The organism is bacterium (assembly GCA_023150945.1).
Classification (GTDB): domain Bacteria; phylum Zhuqueibacterota; class Zhuqueibacteria; order Zhuqueibacterales; family Zhuqueibacteraceae; genus Coneutiohabitans.
Genome location: JAKLJX010000001.1, coordinates 319,520 through 342,073 on the forward strand (window position 1 = coordinate 319,520; position 22,554 = coordinate 342,073).

Below are 22,554 nucleotides of genomic sequence, written 5' to 3' on the forward strand. Positions count from 1 at the left end.
CGCGGTGAATATACGCTTTCATCCGGCAGGATCAAAGCAGGAAGCATTGCGGCAATGATGAGGAAGAGAACGGTTGCAGAAGATTTTCCCGCGGCAGTTGAGAACTGCCGCGCATGAGAGGATCGCTGCCGGCGAGCTGCGCAAAGTCGCCGCCAACGACGGCAGTTTCACAGCAAGTAAGCTTGCGCCAGTTCGCGATACTGCGCGACTTGCTGCGCCTGCCACTTTTCATCGCGGCCCAACTCCTGCGCCAGCAACTGCGCCACCGCCGGGGCAATGGCCATGCTGGCGGCGGCGTCCAGCAGCAGCGCGCGTGTGCGCCGCGCCAGCACGTCGGCCACGCAGCGCGCCATTTCATGCCGTGCCGCCCACACGACTTCCACGGCACGATAAGGCAGATTGGGATGCAACTGCGCGGCCAGCCCCTCCTGCGCCGCCATCAACTCGTGCAGCGCAGCGGCCTCGGAGCCGTAGACCGACCAGTGCGATTGGCTGTCCGCTTCCGCCTGCCAGCCGTGCAGTCGCAGGCTGTGCGTGTTGGAGGCCTGCTCCGGCAAACCCGCCATTTCCGCGGCTTGATCGATCGTATCCTGCGCCATCTTGCGGTAGGTGGTCCACTTGCCGCCGGTGATGGTGAGCAGGCCGGAGGGCGAGATGATCAGGCTGTGATCGCGCGACAATGCTGCCGTGGTGGCGGCCTCGTGTGACTTCACCAGCGGCCGCAAGCCGGCGAACACACTCAGCACATGCGCCGGCGTTGGGTCTTGCGTGAGGTAGCGCGCCGCGTGTGTGAGCAGAAAATCCACTTCGGCTGCCAGCGGCCGCGGCTCCATGTGAATTTCATCGATGGGCGTGTCCGTAGTGCCGACCAGCGTGCGATTGTGCCAGGGGATGGCAAACAGCACGCGGCCGTCATCCGTGTGCGGCACCATAATGGCATGATCACTCGGCAGAAATGACCGGTCGAGCACGAGATGAATGCCCTGGCTCGGCACGATCAAATTGGGCGCTTGCGGATCGTCCATCTGCCGAATCGCATCGCAAAACACGCCGGTGGCGTTGATCACAACGCGCGCCTGTAATTCGAAGCTTTCACCGCTTTCCACCTCTTCGGCGGCCAAGCCGGCAATCAGGTCGCCGGATTTCAGCAACGCAGTGACCTTGAGATAGTTGATCACGGTGGCCCCCAGCCCGGCGGCAGTCTGCGCCAGGCAAACGGCCAGCCGGGCATCGTCGAACTGGCCATCATAGTAGATCACCCCGCCGCGCAGGCCCTCCGGCTCGAGCGTGGGAATGCGCTGCAGCGTTTCTTCGCGCGAGAGATTTTGCGAGGGACCCAATCCCAGTTTGCCGGCAAGCATGTCATACAACTTCAGGCCAATGCCATAGAACGGCCCTTCCCACCAATCATACAGCGGCACCACGAACGCCAGATGATGCACGAGCTGCGGCGCATTCTGGCGCAGCAGGCCGCGTTCGTGCAGCGCCTCCAGCACCAGCGCGAGATTGCCCTGTCTGAGATAGCGCACGCCGCCATGAATCAACTTGGTGCTGCGGCTCGAAGTGCCTTGCGCGAAGTCGCCCTGTTCCAGCAGCAGGGTGTGATAGCCGCGCGCCGCGGACTCCACTGCAACGCCCAAGCCCGTGGCGCCGCCGCCGATGATAATCACGTCCCACTGATCGATCGATCGCAGCCGTTGCAGCATTGCGAGGCGATTCATGATTCCTCCACGGTGCATTGAATGTCCAGCGGCGCTTGCTGATGATCAATAAACAGTGTTCGTCCAACAACAGCACCGCCCGGGCGCTTCGCCATGAACAGCAGCAGGCTTTATTTGACTTGTACACGCTTCAGGGCCAAGCGCACGGGCGGTTTCTTCATCTCTGGACTGACACTAAATAAATAGAGGGCCATGAAGGCAATCGCCACTGCCCCAGAAGAAACTCCAAAAGATCTTCACGACAAGCTTCTACTCGACAAATCCCCAATTCTGAAAGTCCTCCTAATCCTGTCAACAATCAATACCGCAGATCAGAGGGCGGCAAAAATTGTATCCAACTGATCAACGCCGGATTGCAGCAGGAAGCCGGGGTTGCGGCCATAGCTCTTGACACCGACCACGAAGAGATTCGGCTCGCCGGTGTGCAAATCCTGCGGCGAAACGCTGATGCGTGCCAGGCAGTCGGTCACGTTGGTGAGGGCGCGGTAAAGCCCGCGCACGCCCTCTGAAACGCTGGAGAACTCCGCCGTGGTTTCACGCAACATCTCGAGATTCGGGCGATAGCCGGTGAGCGCGATCACCTCATCGACTGCGATTTCTTCCGTACTCTTCCAAATCTTGAGCGCCACGCGCAACGCTGCTTCCGGGGCAGCGACTCGGAATTCCTCGATCGTGGCGCGTCGCAGCACGCGCATCTGCGGCGGCGGATTCTGCGCCAGCGCATTGGCGGCCGCGACAATTGCCGCGCGTTCGGTGAGCGGGTCATCCGCCACTTCCGGCACCGGCTTGGTGCGATCCGAACGCACCGCCCAAATCACCCGCGTCTGCGGCGCGCGTTGCAGCAGCTCATGCAGCGCGACGATCGTGTTTGCCGCGGAATGGCCGTGGCCGAGCAGCAGAATGCGCTTTCGCTGCAGCCGCTCCGCGAGTTGGGCGACGTCCGGCGGATGGCGGAGGATGCGGCCATGGCAGAGGCGTTCGCCCGGCGCCGGCATGCCGGCGACACCACTCCAGTTCGGCTGGCTGAACACGCCGCTGGCATCGAAAACATACTCGGCTTGGTAAACCTGCTCGCGGCCTTCGCGGTCTTCCGCCAGAATGCGAAAGCTGCGCTCGCTGCGCAAAGGGTGATTGGGCAAGCCGGTTTTGCCCAAGCCCGCGCGCGTCACTGCCAGCACGCGGCGGCCGATGTGAATGCATGGCTGCAGACTCGCCGACTGCGCCAGCGGCTCCAGCACGCGCTGCACGAATTCATTGCCGGTGAGAATGGCCTCCGCCGGCGGCAGTTGGCCGGCCAGCAGCGCCTGCGCCCGCCCGGAAAGATTCATGCGCATGGGCGAGAACATGCGAATGTGCCCCCATTGCCGCAGGTGTTCGCCGACACGGCCGGCTTCCAGCACTGTGGTGTGAATGCCGCGTTCAAGCAAGCGCAGTGCGGTTTCCAGGCCAATCGGCCCGGCGCCGATCACGACTGCGCGCTTTGGGTTTGTGGATGATTGTGTCATGCGACTCACGAGTCTGGGTGAGGTGTGAAGCAAGCACGCCGGCTGCCTGCGAGTTGCGGCCCGGCGCGCGGCCTTAGTCTTCCCGTGCCTGCACGTTCAAGGACTGAATGTGATGCACCAATGACGTGCCGGCGCGCAACGAGGCGCCGACGTGAACGGCCTCGGCCATCTGCTCCGGTGTTGCGCCTTCCTTGATCGAGCCGGTGGTCCAGGCCTCGATGCAATAGGGGCATTGCAGCACATGCGCCACCGCCAGGGCGATGAGGGCTTTGGACTTTTTGTCGAGCGCGCCGTCTTGATGACATTCGTTGTACCAATCCAGCCACATCTTGAACAATTTAGGTGAAGGCCCGCCGACTTCGCCGAACCGCGCCAAATCTTCACTCAGGTAATAGCTGGGCATATCGCTCTCCCGTGGGGTGAATGAAAAAAGATGAGTGCGTTTGCGCAGCGCAAGCGGCATTGCCGCCGCTCGCTTCGCTGCAAAGAATCAAAACTTGCCGCGGCTGCGTTCCTTGCCCGGCAGGATTTCAAGGCAGGTCGTCCACCATCCCGTCAGCACGGTGTCGATGAACTCCTGCGGCAGTTTTTCTTCGGCCATTTCGCGTGCCAGGCGAAGATGGTCATACGCCAGCGGATGATACTCGACTTTCACAGCCGGCGTGAATTCCACCGTGCTGTACCAGACGTTGGTGTGCCCGTCGTTTTCCGGCCGTCCGATGACACCGACGTTGGCAAACAACTTGTTTCCCGCCAGACGGCGCTGCCACTTGATGCCGGTGTGGGTCGCGAGAATCACGTCCGCCGCGTAATCGTGAAAGAGTTTTTCGAGGAAATGATCGGGCGTGGCGGTTTCCCACAGAAATTCATTGGTCTTGCGCGGTGAGCCGTGGCAAAGCAGCACGCGGCAGCCCAATGCGGTGAAGCGAATGAACGGCGGCAGGCCGCGCTGATAGGCTTTGAATTCCGGCGAGGTGTGCGCCAGAGTATAGTCGTAGCTGATCTGCGCGAAGTAATTGTCGCGCGGATCGGTGTAGCCGCACTGGCAATCCTGCAGATCATGGCCGATGCTGTTGTCATAGTTGCCCTGCACCACCTGCACCCGGCCTTCGATGAGCAAGGGATAGACGCGATTGGGGTGCGGCCCAAAGGCGCCGAGATCACCCAGGCAGAAAATGGCATCAGGCTGCAGCCGGCTCACTTCCCGCAACAACGCGGTGAGCGCGAGATAGTTGTTGTAAACTCCACCGAAGGCCACAATGCGGCGAAAGTCAGTCGTGCCGAGGTTCATGCGTCACGTGCCGGGGCATAGTTGCTGCAGATGGCGCCGCTGAGATAGCAGGTATAACAGGCTTGATGGCGCATGGGGAAGGGGCGCAGGGCCTCGGCCAGGGAGTCGCCCAGTTTGGCGTCCGGTTTTTCGATGAGAATCGGACACACGAACACCCCGCGATCGGTGGCAATGCGGCTGCTGCTGCAGAGCAACAGGCCGGTGTCATAGCCCTCCATCATTTCCGGCGTGACGCGTTCCACCGGCAGGTAGCCGCGCTCGCGTTCCGCCTCGCGGCCCAGCCGGAGCTGCGGCAGAATCTTCAAGCGCGGGCGGGTGTAGCCGAGAGCCGCCAACGCCTCCCGAAAGCCGGCCAGCACCTGATCGTGCTCATGCTCCGGCCAGCTTTGCATGCAGGTGATGATCGGCAGAAAGCCGGCTTGCACCAGATTCGCGACGCCCTGCAGCGCGCGGCGAAATGTGCCGCTGCCGCGGATCGGATCATTGGTGGCGGCGGAAAAACCATCCAGGCTGAGGCGCAGCTCGAGGGTGTAGGGGCTGTCTGCCGCCATTTGCTGCAGGGCGCGGGCGGTTTGAGGAGAGAGCAGCAGGCCGTTGGAAAGCACGCTGGCCGGGCCGAGCGCGAGGGTGTCGCTGAGAATGCCGAGCATCTCCCGGTTCATGAACGGCTCACCGCCGGTGAAATAGTATTCCTTTACGCCCAAACGCACGGACTCGGCGAGGTATTCGCGTACCTGCCGGCGGGACATGAAACCGAAGGAATGATTCTTGGGGCTGCAACTGATGAAACAGTGGGTGCACCAGAGATTGCAGATCGTGCCGCCCACTTGCAACCACAACGCGTCGAGCTGGTGCAACGGCACGCGTGGCGCGGCACTGAGGGGCTGAACAAATTCAACTTTCGCGGCGGGCATCGTTGGGCATTCCTCTTCACCGTGTCAATCCACATATGCAGGTTGTGCTTGTCTACAACGGCAATCTAGGGGAAGTTATTCCCCGGCGCAACAGGAAACTGCGCAGCGGTGATTTGTGGGTTTGGCAATCTGGCAGGCAAGGCATGGGCCGCGGCCGACGGCGCTGCGGGTGGGTGCTGGTCGCAAACGGGCGCAGCCTGTCACAGCGCTACAGCAGCCATTCGCTGCGATTTTCGCGGCGTTCCACTGCGCCAATCAGCTTTTGCAGAAAGGTGTGATAGTCGGCGAGGTTGCGATCGAGGCGCAAAGCCGTGGCGAGTGATTCGATGGCGGAGCTGTAGTCCTCGTCCAGCAGGGCGAGGTAGCCGAGCGCGAGCAGGGCATGCACGCAGCGCTGATCGAGATTGAGGGCGGCGAGGTATTCCTGCTGCGCGGCGGCTCTGGCGCCGGCGAGCAGATGCAGGTTGCCGACGAAGCAGTGCACGGTGGCGGAATCCTTGATGCGCGTTTGCAGCGGCAGCATGATCTGCAAAGCGCGGGCATAGTCACCATGTTCGTAGTGCTGCATCACCTGCGCCATCTCCGGCGTGGCGCCGCTGAAGCGGTAGCGTTTGTGCAGCAGCTTGCCCAGCGGAAATGCCGCCAGCAGCTCCTGCAGGAATTGCTGGCTCTCGGCTTCGGCGTCGACCGGTGCGGGCGCGCTGCCCGGTTGTGCATCCGCGCCGGCGGCTTTGCGCGGCCGCGCCGGCCAGGGTTGCAGCCAGCGGCCGTTTTGTTTCAGATATTGTTCGATGCGCTCGCGCGTGAGCGTGTAGCTCTCTTCTTCATCGAGATGCGCGATGATCTCTTCGACGCCGGCTTGCGGGTTTTCGCGCAATACCTGCAAAATGGCCTGCTCCTGGCTGGTGGTCATGAATTTGTCAGCCAGCTCGCAGCCGCCTGCTTCCGCATGCTGCTTGTCCAAATCGCGCAGGATGTTCTTCAGCGCGATGACGGTGATGTCATCGTGCGTGATTTGATCGCCGGCAAAGCGCTGCAGCAGGCCGCGCAATTCCATCAGGAAATCGGTGGGCGCAAGCTCGCCGTGCTGCATGATGAAATCAATCAGCCGCTGCCGGCCAAAGTATTCGCCCGCACCGTTGCGCACCGAGAGCAGGCCGTCGCTGTAGAGCACGAGCAGGTCATTTTGGGTGAGCGCGACTTTTTCACTTTCGATCGTGCTCAGATTGGGGGCAAAGCGGCCGTTCGCCTCGTCCGGAATGGCGGACATCCGGCCCAGCGGCGCGCCCGAGGTATTCAACAAAAAGATTTGACCCAGCGCCGGGCGGTAAACCAGCATGGGCAGGTGGCCGGCGCTGGCAAAATGCAACAGCCGCTTGTTTTGATCGAAGATCGCATAGAAGGCGGTCAGCCGGAAATCCGTGGTGCAGGATTCCGACAGGCATTGATCGAGATAGCGCAGTGTGGCCGCGGCGGAAAGACCCGTGCTGTTCGAGCGCAAAACCGTTTTCAACACCGGCGAGCTTTCTTCCGGCATTTTGCCGGTCATGTCCGCCAGCAGCACGCCCACCCGGTTTTCTCCGAGAATGAGAAAATCAACCTGGTCGCCGGCCTCCTGCGCCGCGGGCAAATACAAATAGTCGATCAGCAGCCCGCTGCGTTCCTGGCGTTTGCGCGGAATGTAGGGGAAAATCGTGGCCTCGTCTTCGTTGGCATTTTGGCGCGGCTGACGCAGCTCCAAGTTGCCATTGCGTTCAGAGGGACGCTGGGCGGCGGTTTCGGCAGAGGAGGAAGTTGAGATGGGCTGGCCGGTGACACGGGCACGTTCGCTCAGGCTGCCCCGTTGTGTATTCAAAAGCGCAGGGCCGCTGGCTGACAGTGGATTGTTTTCGAGATTTGCGTGCATGGCCATTTAACGAGCGTCGCCGTTCGCTTCCGCAAGCGGTTCGCGTGGCTGGCAGGGACACGATCGAGTTGCCAAAAGCTCTCCGTCTCATAGCCACTCACGTCGCGGGCTTGAAAGAGCAGGAGCAGCCGGAGTCACATTCCTCTGCCCGTCAGGCAAACCCGCTCGCCAAAATAGGTGCGAGACTCATCAGGGAGGAGAAAGGGCATACTGAATCGCGCCATGCCCTCGCCAGGAGCTGTGCGAAGATGTTGTCACCGTGTTGAATTGCCGGCAATATACCATCATGTCACACCTTTGTCAAGCGAAAACTCGGATGCACGGGCAATCCTCCCGCGCCGCTGGAGCCGTGCCGGTATCCTGACGCACTCTGGTTTTCGAGCTTGAATGTCAGCCTTTTGCTCCTTATCTTGCCGCTGCGCAAAAAGACGAAGCCGCACCAAACCGATGGAAAGGCCCAGCCATGAAGCGCAAAATCGGAATTCCCTACAATCTCAACAGCGTGCACAGCCTGCGCAACTCGGAAGGTCAGCCTCTGGGAGCCTGGCTGCTGCAGTCCGTTTCCCCCATTCTCCTGCGCATTTTCTACGACGAGAAGTTCTTCTATCGCGAAATTCTCCACTTTGGTTGAGTCCGCCTGATCACCATTCTCCGCTCCGCTTCTGCTTCCGCTGCCCAGCCAGGAATAGCCCTTCCCAAAGGGATGCTTGCCGGTTGCTCCCGCTGGCATCTGCACGCGGTTTTTTTGCCGAACCGAAGGAGGCGGAGCTTTGCCTGTTGCAATGCAAAGGTCACGCTCATCAACTGTGGAGTCTTCATATGATTTCGACATACACGCCCCCCGCGGCCGCGCCGGTGCGGCCCACGCCGCTGTTGCCGTCCCACGCAAGCGCCGCAGCAGGAAAAAAGCCGCCGGCTGCCTCAGCCGGCCGTGAACAAGATGAGGAAGTCTTGCGCGAGTGCCGCAAATGGCTGGACATCATCTCCGGCACGATGTTGGACGAAAGCCAGCACCACGCCATGATCGAAGAAACGCTGCGCAATCACATCGACTACATCAACAAGCAATGGGGCCACGCGCGCAAATCCGTTTCCGCCGCCGGTGATTATGCCTGCCTCGAATGGATGGGCCAGGCTTCGAAATTCTGCGACAATCTCGGCCGTGAGTACATTGACTGCCTGGGCGGCTACGGCCTGTACAATGCCGGCATCCGCCATCCCCAAATCGTGCAAGCGGTGCAGGCCCAGTTGCAGCGCAATCCGCTCTCCAGCCAGGAACTGTTGGATCCGCTGCGCGGCGCGTTGAGCAAACTGCTGGCCCAGCTCACGCCGGGTCGGTTGCAGTACAGCTTTTTGATCAACAACGGCACCGATGCCGTGGAAGGCGCCATCAAGCTGGCGCGCGCCCATACGCACCGCCATGGTTTCGTCAGCTCGCTGGGCGCCTTCCACGGCAAGTCGCTCGGCTCGCTCAGTTTGATGGGCAAATTGCGTTACCGCAAGGCCTTCGAGCCGCTACTGCCCGATGTCACCTTTGTGGAATTCGGCGACGCGGAGGATTTGGAATTCGAATTGCACAAAGCTGAAAAAGTGGGCTGGCAGATGGCGGCGGTGGTACTCGAACCGGTGCAGGGCGAGGCCGGCGCCATCGTGCCGCCGGATGATTACTGGCCCAAGGTTCGGGAGATTTGCGATCGTTACGGTGTTCTGCTGGTCGCGGATGAAGTGCAAACCGGCTTGGGCCGCACCGGCAAGATGTTCGCGGTCGAGCATTGGAACGTCGCGCCGGATATCATGTGCCTCGGCAAGGCCCTGGGCGGCGGCGTGATGCCCCTGGCTGCGTTCATTTCGACGCCCGAGATTTGGACGGCCTTCGAGCAGGACCCGCAAGTGCACTCTTCCACCACCGGCGGCAATCCGCTCGCCTGCGCCGCCGGGATCGCCGCGATCGCCGTGACCCTCGCCGAAGATTTGCCCGGCCAGGCGGCCCGCAAGGGCGCTTACTTGCTGGCGGAACTGCAGCGCCTGCAGCAACGCTTCAGCGACATCATTGCAGCGGTGCGCGGCAAGGGTTTGTTGTTGGGCATGCAATTCCGCAATGCCGAATACGGCTGGCAAGTGGTTTCGCGGCTGTTCCGCAAGGGCGTGCTGGTGGCCGGCACCATGAGCAACTCGGAAACCGTGCGCTTCGAGCCGGCGCTCAACATTCCCGATGACTTGCTGGATGAAATCCTCAATCGCCTGGAAGAGGCCTTGCGCGAAGTGCGGCAGGGCCGGCCCAGTTGAAAACCTTGCTTTCGGGAATCAAAATCGCTATCGTGGCCGCGAGGTTTGGTCGTGGGACGCGCGGCAGCAGACGATTTGAACTAAATGGTGAGAATGAGAATTCAACGCCTCGCACTGGCCGGCAACCGGACTGAACGGCAAGAATACTGCGCTGGTTTCTGTATGACACCGGTTTTCAATTGGATGAGCAGGTTTGTAGTTCCCGCTCCTTGCGGGCGGCTGTCAAAGCCAACAAATTCACGGTTGCCACAGTGCCCCACGAGGGGGCAAGACTACGATTCCTGCGCACGCATTTGAAAAACGCTATGGGATTGGCACGGCGACTCACGAACGGCTGCACGGAGGGGCCGTTGGTCAAGCAGGGAAACTTTCGTACTGTCGACGTTTCGCGGGAAGATCGGATCATGAAACAACCTATGGCAATCTTGTTCTTCACCGTCATGCTTTATGCAAATGCAAATTCGCAGCAGCGGGACCAGGCCAATGCCAGATTGGTGGGTGGCCGTTGTGAAGGCTGTGAAGCCGTTTTCGAATATGGCGAGCGAGCCCTGGCTGCCGTCGACACCTTGCCTGATTTCCACGAGGCTGCAGTCAAGATCAAGGTGACCGGCACGGCATTTCAAAAGGATGGCAAATCACCTGCTGAAGGTGTGGTCTTGTACATCTATCATACCGACCAGCATGGAATCTACGCAACCAAAGGCAATGCAACCGGCTGGGGCAAGCGCCACGGCTACCTCAGAGGCTGGGTCAAGACAAGTCGCGATGGGCGGTACGCGTTCTATACTTTTTTGCCCGGCACTTATCCCGATCGATCATCGCCGGCCCACATTCATTTGACTGTACTCGAGCCCAATGGCAAATACTACTGGCTGGAGAGCTATCACTTCGAGGGAGACTCTCTGGTGACGACGAGAGAAGTATCTCCCAAGTCACCACGAGGCGGCAACTCGGGACTCCTGTCGCTGAAAAAGGAAGGAAGCCTTCTTGTCGGCGAAAGAAATATTGTCTTGGGAAGGAACATTCCCAATTATGAATGAAAGCAGGTGGGAGGTGACAGTAGCCTGGCGCTGAAGTTGGTGGAAGCGAAGTGGCAGGCAGGGGCATGAAGGCCATGATCGGATTATTTTTCATGCCCGATTTTTGGATCAACCATTGTCTTCTGCTTGCTGACGTCTCTCGCCCACCATGTGCCGTGTCGCTGAGGCGGCAGAGAATTCCCCACGGCGAAAATCATCAGTACCCGCACGGCGGTGGTGGAGAAACATCGGTGGTAATCGCGCGTCCCTGCTTTCGGTAATCCGTTTTCGACCGGGTTTCAACTTCTGCGCGGGAGCAAAGATGAGCATCCGGATCTTGATCACCGGCGGCACTTTTGACAAAGAGTATGATGAAATCAGCGGCCGGCTTTTCTTTCGCGACACGCATGTGCCGGAAATGCTGCGCCTCGGCCGCTGCCGCCTGCCGGTGGCAATCCATACCGTCATGATGATCGACAGCCTGGACATGACGGAGGCGAATCGCCAAGCCATTCTCCAGGAATGCCGCACTTGCGCGGAAGACAAGATCGTCATCACGCACGGCACCGACACGATGGTGGAAACCGCACACTTGCTGGCGCAGGGCGTGAAAGGCAAGACCATCGTAATGACCGGTGCCATGGTGCCCTATGCCTTCGGCAGCTCGGACGGGCTGTTCAATCTCGGCAGCGCCCTGTCATTCGTGCAGGCGTTGCCTGCCGGCGTTTATCTCGCCATGAACGGCATGTTTTTCACGTGGGACAATGTGCGCAAGAATCGCGAACTGGGTGTGTTCGAGAGAATGCGGTGAGACTCTCCGGGCACGCCGGTGGGCAAGCATCTGGTGTCTGAGCGCGCTGGCAGTCTGGGGAGAGGGCGCGCTCAGCCAGCAGGAGTCGATGGTCATTCTCGCGCCGCCGGTGTTTCAGGCGGCCGACGAGAGTGAAACCGACTCAGCGGCGGTGACGCTGACGACGGCAGACAGCGCGAGTCTACGCTTGCGCTTCGACATCGATGCCGGCTATCATCAGCCGCCGGTGCATCCCTATTTCCGCGATGAATACCGCGTCTTGCAGGATGTGCGCCGGCTGCTGGATTTCGTTGCGCCCTACCGCGTGCAGGGCATGGAATCGCTGCCGGAGTTGAAGGCCATCGCCGAAACCATGCCGAGCGCCAAACAAACCGAGATCATCCGCGTGGCGGTGGCAGGCAGCATCGCCAACTATGCTTCCGAGATGGTCAGCCGGCACTTGCGCCGCAAGAAGCTGGACTTTGTGCAGTGGCAACTCGAGAAAGTGCTGCTGCGCCGTCAGCTCGGCAGATTCTACGTGAACTGGTATGGCGGCATCAACGCCAGGGGCATGAGCTTCACGCTGCCGGCGTGGCGTCTCTCCTATTCCCGCCATGAAACCCAATACTACCGCTACGACAGTTTCAATTATTGGCCCTGGCCGTTCCTCGGCTTCAACTACATGCGGCTGGACCAGCGCACGCTGCTGGGGCCGCGCCTCGCCCTCGCCGGAGGCCATCTCGCCCTCAGTTATGATCGCGACCTGCCCACCTTGATTTCCGGCTTTGCCCTGCGCCGCGCCAACCGGCTGATCATTCGCCTGGAATATGTCGACTACTTTGAAATCAAAAACGCTGACTATTTCAAGAGCGAAGTGCTGCTGCAATGGTAGCGCGGCCGGCGCAGCGCGGCGTCACAACCGGGCCGCGATAAAATCCCCGCACTCGCGCGTGCCGAGCCTGCCGCCGATGTCGGCCGTCACCTGATTCTCATCCACCGCGCGCTGTACCGCTCTTTGCACTGCCGCCGCCGCGGCCGCATGGCCGAGATGATCGAGCATCATGGCGGCCGCGGCGATGGCCGCGATGGGGTTGGCCTTGTTCTGGCCTGCCATGTAAGGCGCGGAGCCGTGCACCGGCTCGAACAGCGACACCTGGCCGGGGTGAATGTTGCCCGAACCGGCCATGCCCAAACCGCCCTGCAGCATCGCGCCCAGATCCGTGATGATGTCTCCCAGCATGTTTTCCGTGACGATGACTTGAAACGCCTCCGGCGCTTTCACCATTTTCATCACCAGCGCATCGACGAAATAGTGGTCTTTTTCGAGATGGGGATATTCGGCGCCGACCTCGGCAAACACCCGCTGCCAGAGATCATGGCCGTAGCGCAGCACGTTCGACTTGTCGCTCATGGTCACGCGCGTGCGGCCATGCGTGCGCGCATACTCGAACGCGGCGCGGATGATGCGCTCCACACCCTTGCGGGTGTGAATCGATTCCTGGGTGGCGACTTCATCCGGCGTGCCTTTTTTCAGGATTCCGCCGGCGCCCACATAAGGCCCTTCGGTGTTCTCGCGCAACACCACGAAATCGACCTCCTTGACGGTTTTGCCCTTGAGCGGGCACAAACGCTCGTGCAGAAGCTGCACCGGCCGCAGATTGATGTAGAGGTCAAGCTCGAAACGCAGCGCGAGCAGAATTTCCCGGCCGTGACGCATGTCCGGAATACGCGGATCACCGAGCGCGCCGAGATAGATCGCCGCATAGTTCTTGCGAAAATCCTCCATCTGGCCGGGCGGCAGGCCCACGCCCGTCTTGAGGAAATAATCCGCGCCAAACTCGAATTCCACCAGCTCCAGGCCGAGCCGGAAGGAGTCGTTGACGCGCCGCAGGACCTTCACCGCCTCGCGGGTCACGTCGATGCCGATGCCGTCGCCGGCGATGATCGCTATTTTCTGCATGCCAATTCCTTCCCGGAATAAGAGAACCTGATGAGGCCGGCGCGCCGGTTTGATCGGAACGAATTCCGTCGCGGCTCACGGCTGCGCCCAGCGTTCGCCGCACTTGGGACACTTGCCCGGATGGCAGCGATGGCAAATGCTGCGGCCGCACGCCGCGCAGTTGCTGCACGCGCGGCAGAGCAGATGCAACTTTTCTTCACACAACTGCACCGCGTACAGCGCGGCGCGGCAGTTTTCACATATGGCCGGCTCGAATTCCTTGAGCAGCGCATTCCACACGAAAAACGTTTCACGGCTCAGCTTGCGGCAGCGCAGCTCGGCGGCCACCACCTGCGCGGGCACATTGAGACGCAGGAAACTGACCGGCTCGACCTCGATTTTCAAGGCGTATTTCTCGCGCTGGTCCGCGATTTTACGGTCACGCTCCAGCGCCACGGCGTGCTGGCGGGCTTCCTCGTGCTCGCGCTCGGTGCCGGTGAGTTGCCGCCGCACGATCTTGCGCTCAATCTCGGTGCTCAGGCTGTGGTAGTACTCTTCCAAACGCGTGATGTCGCGCTGCAGCCGGCGTTGCAGGCTGCGGTGGAAATCCGCCAGCTCCTCGTGAATGAGCATCTGTGCCTGGCGGCAGGCCGCGCGATAGACGGCGTTGAACGGCAGCGGTTCCAGGCCGGTATAACTCCGGCCTTCTTCGCAATCCACCATGCTCAACTGGGAGACCAAACGATGCGCGGGCGCGAGCGTGTGCTGGTTGAGCACGGCGCACACCATGCCCTCACGCTTCTCGTCCGAGATGGCGGTGTATTTGAAATAGCAGCACAGATACGCCAGCCGCTGCTCGGAAGCGGTGAGCGCCTTCAGCAAACCATTGAGCACGGTGAACCGGCTCTCCGCGAGCGCCACCGTTCCCTGCTTGCGATACTGATCCGCCACTTTGATTTCCGCGAACCGGCCCTGGTCCTGCAGCAAAGCAAACAGGCGGTCAACGAACTCGGATTGATACGTCACCAGCTCGCCGTGGCCCTCGTGCGTGGCCAGGTCAAAGTGGAGTACGGCGTGTTCGCCCACCTGCAGCGAGGCGGCGGTTGCCGCGGGCAGCAGCACTTCCAGGCGATCGGGCTGTTTTTCCACGGCGGCGCCGGAAAGCTCGAGCAAATCGGCGACCGTGTCAATCAGTTGCGGCATGGGCGTCTTCCCCACACGGGCTAGACTTCGTATTCTTCCGCAAACAGGGCCTCATCCAATTCCTTGGTTTGCTGGTAGGCGGCGCGCGCTTGCAGAATCTGCCCGGCAAAAGTCTCGATCTTCTGTTCGAGTTCGTGTTTCTGGGTGGAATGCAGCCAGATGTCGACGATGATGTCGCTGAACTCCTCCTCGGTGTCGAGATTGCCGAGGATGCTGTCGATCTCGCCGATGACCAGCTCGAACATGTTGATCTTCTTGTCGAGAATGTAGAGGATGTATTCCTCGATGCTTTCTTTGATGCAGAAATTGAACACGAACACGTCCTGCGTCTGTCCGATGCGGTGAATGCGGCCGATGCGCTGTTCCAGCCGCATGGGATTCCAGGGCAGGTCGTAATTGATGATGGTTTGGCAAAATTGCAGGTTGCGGCCTTCGGCGCCGATCTCGGTGAGCAGCAGCACGTCCGTCTGTGCGCGAAAGTTGGCGATGGCCTCGTCCTTCTCCGCGGCGGTCATGCCGCCGTGAAACTCGGCATAGGCTACGCCCGCCGAGGCGAGCAGACCGGCCAAATAGTCGAACGTGCGCCGGAAGTTGGTGAACACCATTTTTTTGGCGCCGCTTTTTTGCACGAGCTGCAGCAGTTGTTTGCCCTTTTCCGTTTCACGCGTGCTGTGCAGCAGGGTGAGCAGCGCATCGATTTCGCCGGCGGCGGCGCGCAGGCGCGTGCGCAGCGATTCCAGCGAGTCAATCAGCGCGAAAGGACTGCTGCCGGCCTGCATCAGCAGACGGTTGAGCGCGACGCGCTCCAGGCCGCGGCGGCTGGCGGCATGCTGCCGCACCAGGCGCGTGATGCGCTCATACAACTCCTTTTCCGCCGCCGAGGGCTGCACCGTAATGGTGGCGGCAAAGCGCTTGGGCAGCTTGACATCGACCAGGCTGCGGGTGTTACGGATCATGACTTCCCGCAGCAGCTCCTTCAGCGCTTCGCGGTTTTTCGGCATGCGGCTGTCGCCGCGCGCCACGTAGGTCTTGCGGAACTGCTGCTCGGTGGCCAGCACGCCCGGCTTGAGCAGGGTGAGCAGGTTGTGCAGCTCCATCAAATTGTTTTGCACCGGCGTCGCGGTGAGCAGAAAGATGAATTTTTTCTGCAGTGCGTTCACCAGCTTCCATGCCAGCGTTTCCTTGTTCTTGAGATGATGCGCCTCATCCACCACCACGAGATCATATTTGGTGCCGGTGACCAGCTCGAAATTGGTTTTGGATTTGGCGGTGTGCAGCGAGGCGATGATCCACTTCTGGCTGGACCAAAACTCGGGGTGGCGCTTTACTTCGATGTCATCGGTGGTGACAAACGGCAGGTCAAACTTGGTGTGCAATTCCTCCTGCCACTGCGAGACCAGCGCAGGCGGCGTGAGAATGAGCGCGTTGCGCACCAGCCCGCGCAAGCGGTATTCCTTGATCAGCATGCCCGCTTCAATCGTCTTGCCCAGGCCGACCTCGTCGGACAGCAGCACCCGGCCGCGCATCTGCTTGAGCACTTTCTTGACGGTTTCGACTTGGAACCAATAGCGCTCGACGTTGTGCAGTGTGTCCAGGCAGAGCAATTCCTCGAATTCCCGCAGCAAGGCGAGGTGATGGAGATCGAGCCGGGCGCGGAAAAAAGCAAGGCTGGGCGCTCCCGCCGCCGCACCCGCCGGATCGGCATCGGCCTCCACGGGACGAAAGGAAAACGTAACCGGAATTTCTGCGGAGATGACTTCGGGCATGGAGAACGGAAGGTTGGCAATAGAGTCTCGGTCCAATCGGTGTTTCCGGCAAGCTGCGTGTGCCAATATAAGAAGCCGCGTGAGAATGTCAAGCCTGCGCTGCTCCCGCAGCGCATGACCGCAGGCAAGAAAGTTTTTTCAATTTACCGTTTTTGAGATTATCTTCCGGCACTGGCTGACGTCGACGTTTGCCGCCACCTTGACGCTCTGGCAGGCTGCGGCATCGCCCCGCTTCGACCAATGGTGAGCGCCAGAGCACTGCCTGGGACAATCTCATGCAAAACTCGAGTCTTGCCCGCTTGCGCTGGCACAGCGGTGATTGGAACGGCTTTTGGGCGTTGTTCGCCGACAACCTCGCCAACATGGTCATCCTCTCCGGCGTGCTGATCGGCATTTTCAAGTTCGAACATGATTTGGTCTTCGGCCGGATTCTGCCCGGCTTGGGCGTGGCGCTGCTCTTCGGCCTGTTGTGCTATGCCTATCTCGCGCGGCGCCTCGCCGCCCATGAAAAACGCGACACGGTCACCGCGCTGCCGTACGGCATTTCCACGCCGGTGATGTTTGTTTATCTGTTTGCCGTCATCGGCCCGGTCTATTTCGCCACTTCTGATGCCCTACTGGCTTATCGCGTGGGCTTGGGCGCGGGCTTCATCGGCGGCCTGGTGGAGATGAGCGGCGCGTTCGTCGGGCCGGCATTGCGCCGCGTCACTCCGCGCGCGGGCATGCTCGGCACGCTCGCCGGCATTGCGCTGGTGTGGATTGCCGCCGTGCCCTGCGCTCTGATTTTCGAAAACCCGGTGGTCGGGCTGCCGGCGCTGTTCATCATCCTGCTCGGCTTGATTGGATTCTACCGCCTGCCCTTCGGCCTGCCCGCCGGCCTGGTGGCGATCGGCCTGGGCGTGGTGATTGCCTTCTTCACCGGTGAAGCGGAACTGCGCTGGGAGACCGCGGCCTGGCATCTGCCCCTGCCGGTGCTGGAAGACTTGCGCCTCGGCCTGCAAGCCATTCTGCACCGGCCGGAAATTCTCGCGGTGGTGATTCCCATCGAGATTTACAATTTCATCGAGACCATGAACAATGTGGAGAGCGCCAAAGCCGCGGGCGACGATTATCCCGTGGCGCGTTGCCAGGTGATCGACGGTTTCGGCACGGCGCTGGGTGCGGTGTTTGGCTCGCCCTTTCCCACCACGGTCTATATCGGCCATCTGGCCTACAAGCGGCTGGGCGCACGCACCGGCTATGCCTTGCTGGTGGGCGTGGTTTTCTTTTTCGCCAGCATGACCGGCGTCATTGCCTTTCTGCGCCATTTGATTCCGGAAGCCAGCGTTGCGCCCTTGCTGGTGTTCGTCGGCATCGTGATCGCGCAGCAGGCGTTTCGCGCCACGCCGGCCGGGCACGGCGTGGCGGTGGCCTTTGCTTTGATTCCGCACCTGGCCGATCTGCTGAACAAGCAACTGCAGGGCACAATTCTCGAATTGCTCGGCCCGCGTGCCGCCACGCCGGAGTTGATGGCGCGCCTGGCCGAGCGCCAGGGCGTGCATCTGCAAGGCTACGCGGCGCTGTCGCAGGGCGCGATTCTCACGGGACTCTTGTGGGGCGCAATCGTGGCATTTTTGATCGACGGCAAGCTGCGCGCCGCCATGCTGTTCAGTGGGCTGGCGTTTTTGCTTGCCCTGTGCGGGTTGATTCATGCGCCCACTCTCGGCTTCACCCTTTCTCCGCTGGCTCTGGGATACATGTTGTTGACGATCCTGCTCGGCTTGTGCGAGTTGTTCAAGGTGAAGAAGTTGGAAGGAAGCGAATTCTAACTTGTGTGCGTTCGAAAACACCACCGCCCGGCGGTCTTCACGTTGCTGGACGGACACCCACTTCTTGCTCATCCGATGATGCATACTGATCAAGACCACAGCCCTGCCCCGCGCCAGCCGCTGCGGCTGGATTGGCGTGTCGTGCTGTTGGGATGGACGATCTTCGGCCTGTTCATGGCGGGGCAGGTATACTTCGTGTCCGTGCGCTTCGGCAAGGGCATGGCGTGGAGCCTGGCGTTGCTCAGCGAGATGTTGTATGCCTATTTATGGGCGGGGTTGACGCCGTTGGTCGTGTGGCTGGGCCGGCGTTATCGCCTGGAACGCCAACATCTCGCCGGCCGTCTCGCGTTGCACGTTCCCGCCAGCCTGCTGTTCGCCATGCTGCACAAAGCGATTTATGGCATCGCCATCCTGCATATTCGCGCGCAAGCCTCCGGCTCCCCCGTGACCGGCGAAGCCTTCTTCCAGCAGGTGATGACTTTCCTCGATTACGGCGTGCTGCTTTACTGGATGATCATCAGCATCGACTATGCGGTGGACTACTATCGCCGCTATCAGGAGAAAGCATTGCGCGCCGCGCAGCTTGAAACCCAGCTCGCGCACGCGCAACTGCAGGCGTTGAAGATGCAACTGCAACCGCATTTTCTGTTCAACACGCTCAACGCGATTTCCGTGCTCATTCAAAAAGATCCCGAGCTGGCGCGGCAGACGCTCGGCCGGCTGAGTGATCTGCTGCGCATCACGCTCGACAGCGGCGGCGTGCAGTTTGTCACGCTCGGCGCGGAACTGGCCTTCCTGGATCGCTATCTGCAGATCGAGCGCACGCGCTTCGGCGACCGCCTGCAGGTGGAGATGGAGATTGCCGCAGAAACCACGGCCGCGTTGATTCCCAATCTCATCCTGCAACCGTTGGTGGAAAATGCCATCCGCCACGGCGTGAGCGGGCAACGCGGTCCGGCGATTCTGAAAATCTCGGCGCAACGGCACAACGGTAATCTCCATCTCGAAGTGCGGGATAACGGCCGTGGCCTGCCGCCCGCCTTTGATCCGGCCGGCCAAACCGGCATCGGCCTAAGCAACACCCGCGGCCGTCTCGAGCAGTTGTACGGCCGCGATTATCGCCTCACGCTTGCCAATGCCGAGGCTGGCGGCACGATCGTGACTTTGGATATTCCTTACCGGCTTTAGAACCCCAGACCGGCAGCTTGCGCAGATTGCCGCCAGCCGGCAGAGCGCCGCGAGGTCACTCATTTTTTCAACTCAGCCATGCCTGCATTGCAGCCACATAAGATTCGAACGCTGATCGTCGATGACGAGCCTCTGGCGCGCGAAGGCCTCCGCCAGATGCTGGCCACGGAAGGTGATATCGAAATCGTCGGTGATTGCGCCGATGGCTTCGCGGCCATTGTCGCGAGCGAAACGCGCCGGCCGGATTTGATGTTCCTCGATGTGCAAATGCCCGAGCTGGATGGTTTCGAGGTAGTGGCCGCCCTTAAGCCCGATCCGCTGCCCGTGGTCGTTTTCGTGACGGCTTATGATCAGTATGCGCTGCGCGCCTTCGATGCCCATGCCGTGGATTACCTGCTCAAACCGGTGGATCCGGCCCGCTTTCAGACGGCGCTCGCGCGGGCGCGCGCCAACCTGCAACTGCATCAACTCAACGGCAATCTCATGGCGCTGCTGCAGGAATTGCGCGAGCAGCGCAAGCCGGCGGCGCGCTTCCTCGTCCGCACGGCCGGCCGCGTAGTGCTGGTGCGGGCCGAGGAAATCGACTGGATCAGCGCGGAGGGCGACTATGTCTGCCTGCACGCGCAAAAGCAGAAACACCTGCTGCGCGAGACGCTCAATACGGTGGAGCAGCAGCTCGATCCCACGCAATTCGTGCGCATTCACCGCTCGGTGATCGTCAACCTCGACCGCGTCAAGGAGCTGGAATTGCTCTCCCATGGCGATGCTGTTCTGCTGCTCAAAGAGGGCGCCCGCCTGACCTTGAGCCGCAACTACCGCCAGCGCTTCGCCGCGCTGTTCAATAATCGCCCCTGAGTTTCCCCACTCGACCTGCCCGTTCTCCGCCTTGCCCGCAGGAATCTCCAGTTCATCGCAAATTCATTGGCGGATGGGAAAAATGCCCGTAAACTCCGGCCGTGAGCATTGCAGTTTCCATCAAGTACCCACTCTTGTTCAGGAGATCCCCATGCGACGATCAGGTCTTGCACTCTTGCTGGCGGCGGCTTTGCTGCCGGTGCTGCCGGCGGCCGCCGTGATTCGCCATGTTCCCGCGCAGTATGCCACGATTCAAGCGGCGGTCAACGCGGCAGATGCCGGCGACACGGTGTTGGTGGCGCCCGGCACGTACTATGAAAACGTGCGTTTCCGCGGCAAGCAGATTCTGCTGGCGAGCCGCTTCATCTTGAGCGGTGTGCCTGCGGATATCGCCGCCACCATCATCAACGGCAGCCGGCCGGCCCATCCCGACACCGCGAGCTGCGTGCTGTTCATCGATCGTGAAGATTCCCGCTCGGTGTTGGCCGGGTTCACCCTCACCGGCGGCAAAGGCACGCGCTGGCGCGATGAGCACGGCGCCGGCGATTATTGGGAAGGTGGCGGCGTGCTGTCGGCACTTGCTTCGCCGGTGATTCGCCACAATCTCATCATCGATAACGAAGCGATCAACGGCGACCGCGCCGTGAGCGCCGGCGGCGGCGGCCTGCGCTGCGGTGACGGCGCGCCGCGTCTCACCAACAACGTGATCATCGGCAACCGCGGCATGTACGGCGCCGGCATTGTCTTGAATTACTGCGCCGGCGCGGTGGTGCAAAACAACATCATCGCGGAAAACCGCGTCTATCCGGCGGCCGCCGGCAAACAGACTTTCGGTGGCGGCGGCATTTGGATCAATGACATACTGGTCGGCGCCAACACGGCGAACCTCATCGAGAACAACACCATCATTGGCAATGCCGCGGCGGGCGCCGTGAATGCCGCGCCGCCGGCAGGCGCTGGTGGCGCGCTGGTCGTCTGGAACAATGCCGTGGTGATTGGCCGCAACAACCTCATGTGGGCGAACACGCAAACCGCGGGCGGCGCGATTCACCTCGCCGGCTCCAATCTTTCCCTGTCCTACAGCAACGTGCAAGGCGGCTTTGCCGGCACCGAGAATATCTCTCAGCCACCGCTTTTTGCGGACAGCAGTTTCTATCTCGAACCGCAATCTCCGGGCGTGGATGCCGGTGATCCCAATGTTGCGTATTTCGATCCTGCTGATGCAGGTGTGCCGGCGCAAGCAGGGTGGCCGGCGCGCGGCAGCCGGCGCAATGACATGGGCGCTTACGGCGGTCCGGCCAGCAGCGTGTTGGCACCATTCTCCCGGGCTTCCGCCGTGCTACCCGCTGAGGGCCAGGATTTTGGCAACATTCTGCCTGGCAATCTCGGCACCCTCGCGATTCCCATTCTCAACTTGGGCAGCCGCACGCTGGTGATCGAAAGGGCTGAAATCACGGTGAACGCCGGCAACACCCTCGCCGTGCTCACGGCGCTGCCGCAGCGCATCCGGCCGGCGGCAACCGACACGCTGCGGTTGCAATGGGCGCCGACGCAGAACGGTGTCTTGCTCGATACCCTGCGGCTGTACAGCAATGATGCCGTTCATGCCAATCCCCAGCGCGTGGTTTTGCTGGGCAATGCCAATCCCACGCCGCGGCTGATCCTCAACACTGCGACCTTCAATCTTGGCGACATCGACGTCAACACGCAGCAGGTTGACACCACGTTTTGGATTTACAATCGCGGCACGGGTGCGGACTCGGTTTATCTGTCCCTCAATTACCGCGGCCTCCGGCCGAACAATGCCGCCGCCCTTTCACCGCAGGCGGTGGAGCTCGCAGCCGGCGATTCGCTGCTGGTGAACTTTGCGATTTTCCCTCCCCTCTTCAGCAAACCTTATTTGTCGACCTACAGCCCGCGCGCCGTGGTCAGATCGAGATTCGGCCTGGGCACGACAACGTTTGAGAAGGAAATCCGCTTTCGGCTGGTTGGCTCGCTGGCGGTGGATGACAAAGACGGCGCGGTGCCGGCGTATTTCGCGTTGCGGCAGAATCACCCCAATCCCTTCAATCCCCAAACGCGGATTGCATTCGATTTGCCGGTTGCCGCAATGGTTTCTCTGAAAGTCTACAACGCGCTGGGCGCAGAGGTGGCGATTTTGAGCGAGGAGAAATTGCCGGCAGGCTCGCACAGCGTCACGTTTGATGCCCGCGGTTTGGCGAGCGGCGTCTATTTCTATCGCTTGCGTGCGGGCGATCAGGTCGCAACACGCAGGATGAGCCTGGTCCGGTAAGCGCGCGGTTTGAGGAATCAGGAAGGAAGTCGAAGCGGACATGCCTCGGCGCGGCGGAGAGACGGATCAT

18 protein-coding genes are annotated in these 22,554 nt (G+C 61.1%); 9 read left to right on the forward strand and 9 right to left on the reverse strand.

Annotated elements, in window-relative coordinates; genetic code table 11:
• Nucleotides 1-167 precede the first annotated feature (167 nt).
• The 6 genes from L6R21_01275 to L6R21_01300 form a co-directional block, all read right to left on the reverse strand.
• On the reverse strand, nucleotides 168-1,721 hold the full coding sequence (locus tag L6R21_01275; GenBank protein MCK6557801.1) for a glycerol-3-phosphate dehydrogenase/oxidase: 1,554 nt from the start codon (nucleotides 1,719-1,721) through the stop codon (nucleotides 168-170).
• A gap of 311 nt (nucleotides 1,722-2,032) precedes the next feature.
• Nucleotides 2,033-3,226 carry an NAD(P)-binding domain-containing protein gene (locus L6R21_01280; protein MCK6557802.1) on the reverse strand — a complete coding sequence of 398 codons (1,194 nt, stop codon included), beginning with the start codon at nucleotides 3,224-3,226 and terminating at the stop codon, nucleotides 2,033-2,035.
• A gap of 73 nt (nucleotides 3,227-3,299) precedes the next feature.
• Entirely contained in the window at nucleotides 3,300-3,629 is a 330-nt protein-coding gene (locus L6R21_01285) for an arsenosugar biosynthesis-associated peroxidase-like protein (protein MCK6557803.1), read from the reverse strand.
• An 87-nt stretch (nucleotides 3,630-3,716) separates the two neighbouring features.
• Entirely contained in the window at nucleotides 3,717-4,517 is an 801-nt protein-coding gene (locus L6R21_01290; GenBank protein ID MCK6557804.1) for a metallophosphatase family protein, read from the reverse strand.
• Nucleotides 4,514-5,431, reverse strand: coding sequence for a radical SAM protein (locus L6R21_01295; GenBank protein ID MCK6557805.1), 918 nt, complete (start codon nucleotides 5,429-5,431; stop codon nucleotides 4,514-4,516). The genes L6R21_01290 and L6R21_01295 overlap by 4 nt, the downstream gene beginning before the upstream one ends.
• Before the next feature lie 208 nt (nucleotides 5,432-5,639).
• The gene (locus tag L6R21_01300; GenBank protein MCK6557806.1) at nucleotides 5,640-7,343 is read right to left on the reverse strand and encodes a serine/threonine-protein phosphatase; all 1,704 of its coding nucleotides are present in this window, start codon (nucleotides 7,341-7,343) and stop codon (nucleotides 5,640-5,642) included.
• 457 nt (nucleotides 7,344-7,800) lie between these two features.
• Between L6R21_01300 and L6R21_01305 the strand changes: the two genes are divergently transcribed.
• The 5 genes from L6R21_01305 (at nucleotide 7,801) to L6R21_01325 (ending at nucleotide 12,324) form a co-directional block, all read left to right on the forward strand.
• Nucleotides 7,801-7,968 carry a hypothetical protein gene (locus L6R21_01305; protein MCK6557807.1) on the forward strand — a complete coding sequence of 56 codons (168 nt, stop codon included), beginning with the start codon at nucleotides 7,801-7,803 and terminating at the stop codon, nucleotides 7,966-7,968.
• 188 nt (nucleotides 7,969-8,156) lie between these two features.
• Nucleotides 8,157-9,623, forward strand: coding sequence for an aminotransferase class III-fold pyridoxal phosphate-dependent enzyme (locus L6R21_01310; GenBank protein MCK6557808.1), 1,467 nt, complete (start codon nucleotides 8,157-8,159; stop codon nucleotides 9,621-9,623).
• A gap of 416 nt (nucleotides 9,624-10,039) precedes the next feature.
• A complete protein-coding gene (locus L6R21_01315) occupies nucleotides 10,040-10,663 on the forward strand; it encodes an intradiol ring-cleavage dioxygenase (GenBank protein ID MCK6557809.1) in 624 nt (207 codons plus the stop codon).
• A gap of 301 nt (nucleotides 10,664-10,964) precedes the next feature.
• Complete coding sequence (locus L6R21_01320; GenBank protein MCK6557810.1) at nucleotides 10,965-11,453, forward strand: asparaginase; 489 nt, start codon at nucleotides 10,965-10,967, stop codon at nucleotides 11,451-11,453.
• Nucleotides 11,454-11,541: 88 nt separating this feature from the next.
• Complete coding sequence (locus tag L6R21_01325) at nucleotides 11,542-12,324, forward strand: hypothetical protein (protein MCK6557811.1); 783 nt, start codon at nucleotides 11,542-11,544, stop codon at nucleotides 12,322-12,324.
• A gap of 21 nt (nucleotides 12,325-12,345) precedes the next feature.
• Here the strand turns inward: L6R21_01325 and L6R21_01330 are convergent, their stop codons facing one another.
• The 3 genes from L6R21_01330 to L6R21_01340 form a co-directional block, all read right to left on the reverse strand.
• Entirely contained in the window at nucleotides 12,346-13,392 is a 1,047-nt protein-coding gene (locus L6R21_01330) for a 3-isopropylmalate dehydrogenase (protein MCK6557812.1), read from the reverse strand.
• A 75-nt stretch (nucleotides 13,393-13,467) separates the two neighbouring features.
• A complete protein-coding gene (locus tag L6R21_01335) occupies nucleotides 13,468-14,574 on the reverse strand; it encodes a hypothetical protein (protein ID MCK6557813.1) in 1,107 nt (368 codons plus the stop codon).
• A 20-nt stretch (nucleotides 14,575-14,594) separates the two neighbouring features.
• The gene (locus tag L6R21_01340) at nucleotides 14,595-16,376 is read right to left on the reverse strand and encodes a DEAD/DEAH box helicase (protein MCK6557814.1); all 1,782 of its coding nucleotides are present in this window, start codon (nucleotides 16,374-16,376) and stop codon (nucleotides 14,595-14,597) included.
• Nucleotides 16,377-16,615: 239 nt separating this feature from the next.
• On the opposite strand from L6R21_01340, the gene L6R21_01345 reads away from it, so the two are divergent.
• The 4 genes from L6R21_01345 to L6R21_01360 all read left to right on the forward strand — a co-directional run bounded on the left by L6R21_01345 (nucleotide 16,616) and on the right by L6R21_01360 (nucleotide 22,484).
• A complete protein-coding gene (locus L6R21_01345) occupies nucleotides 16,616-18,148 on the forward strand; it encodes a xanthine/uracil/vitamin C permease (GenBank protein ID MCK6557815.1) in 1,533 nt (510 codons plus the stop codon).
• A 75-nt stretch (nucleotides 18,149-18,223) separates the two neighbouring features.
• On the forward strand, nucleotides 18,224-19,336 hold the full coding sequence (locus L6R21_01350; protein MCK6557816.1) for a histidine kinase: 1,113 nt from the start codon (nucleotides 18,224-18,226) through the stop codon (nucleotides 19,334-19,336).
• A 78-nt stretch (nucleotides 19,337-19,414) separates the two neighbouring features.
• Nucleotides 19,415-20,191, forward strand: a complete 777-nt coding sequence (locus L6R21_01355; protein MCK6557817.1) for a LytTR family transcriptional regulator DNA-binding domain-containing protein — start codon at nucleotides 19,415-19,417, stop codon at nucleotides 20,189-20,191.
• 151 nt (nucleotides 20,192-20,342) lie between these two features.
• Nucleotides 20,343-22,484, forward strand: a complete 2,142-nt coding sequence (locus tag L6R21_01360; protein MCK6557818.1) for a T9SS type A sorting domain-containing protein — start codon at nucleotides 20,343-20,345, stop codon at nucleotides 22,482-22,484.
• The last annotated feature ends 70 nt before the right edge of the window (nucleotides 22,485-22,554 follow it).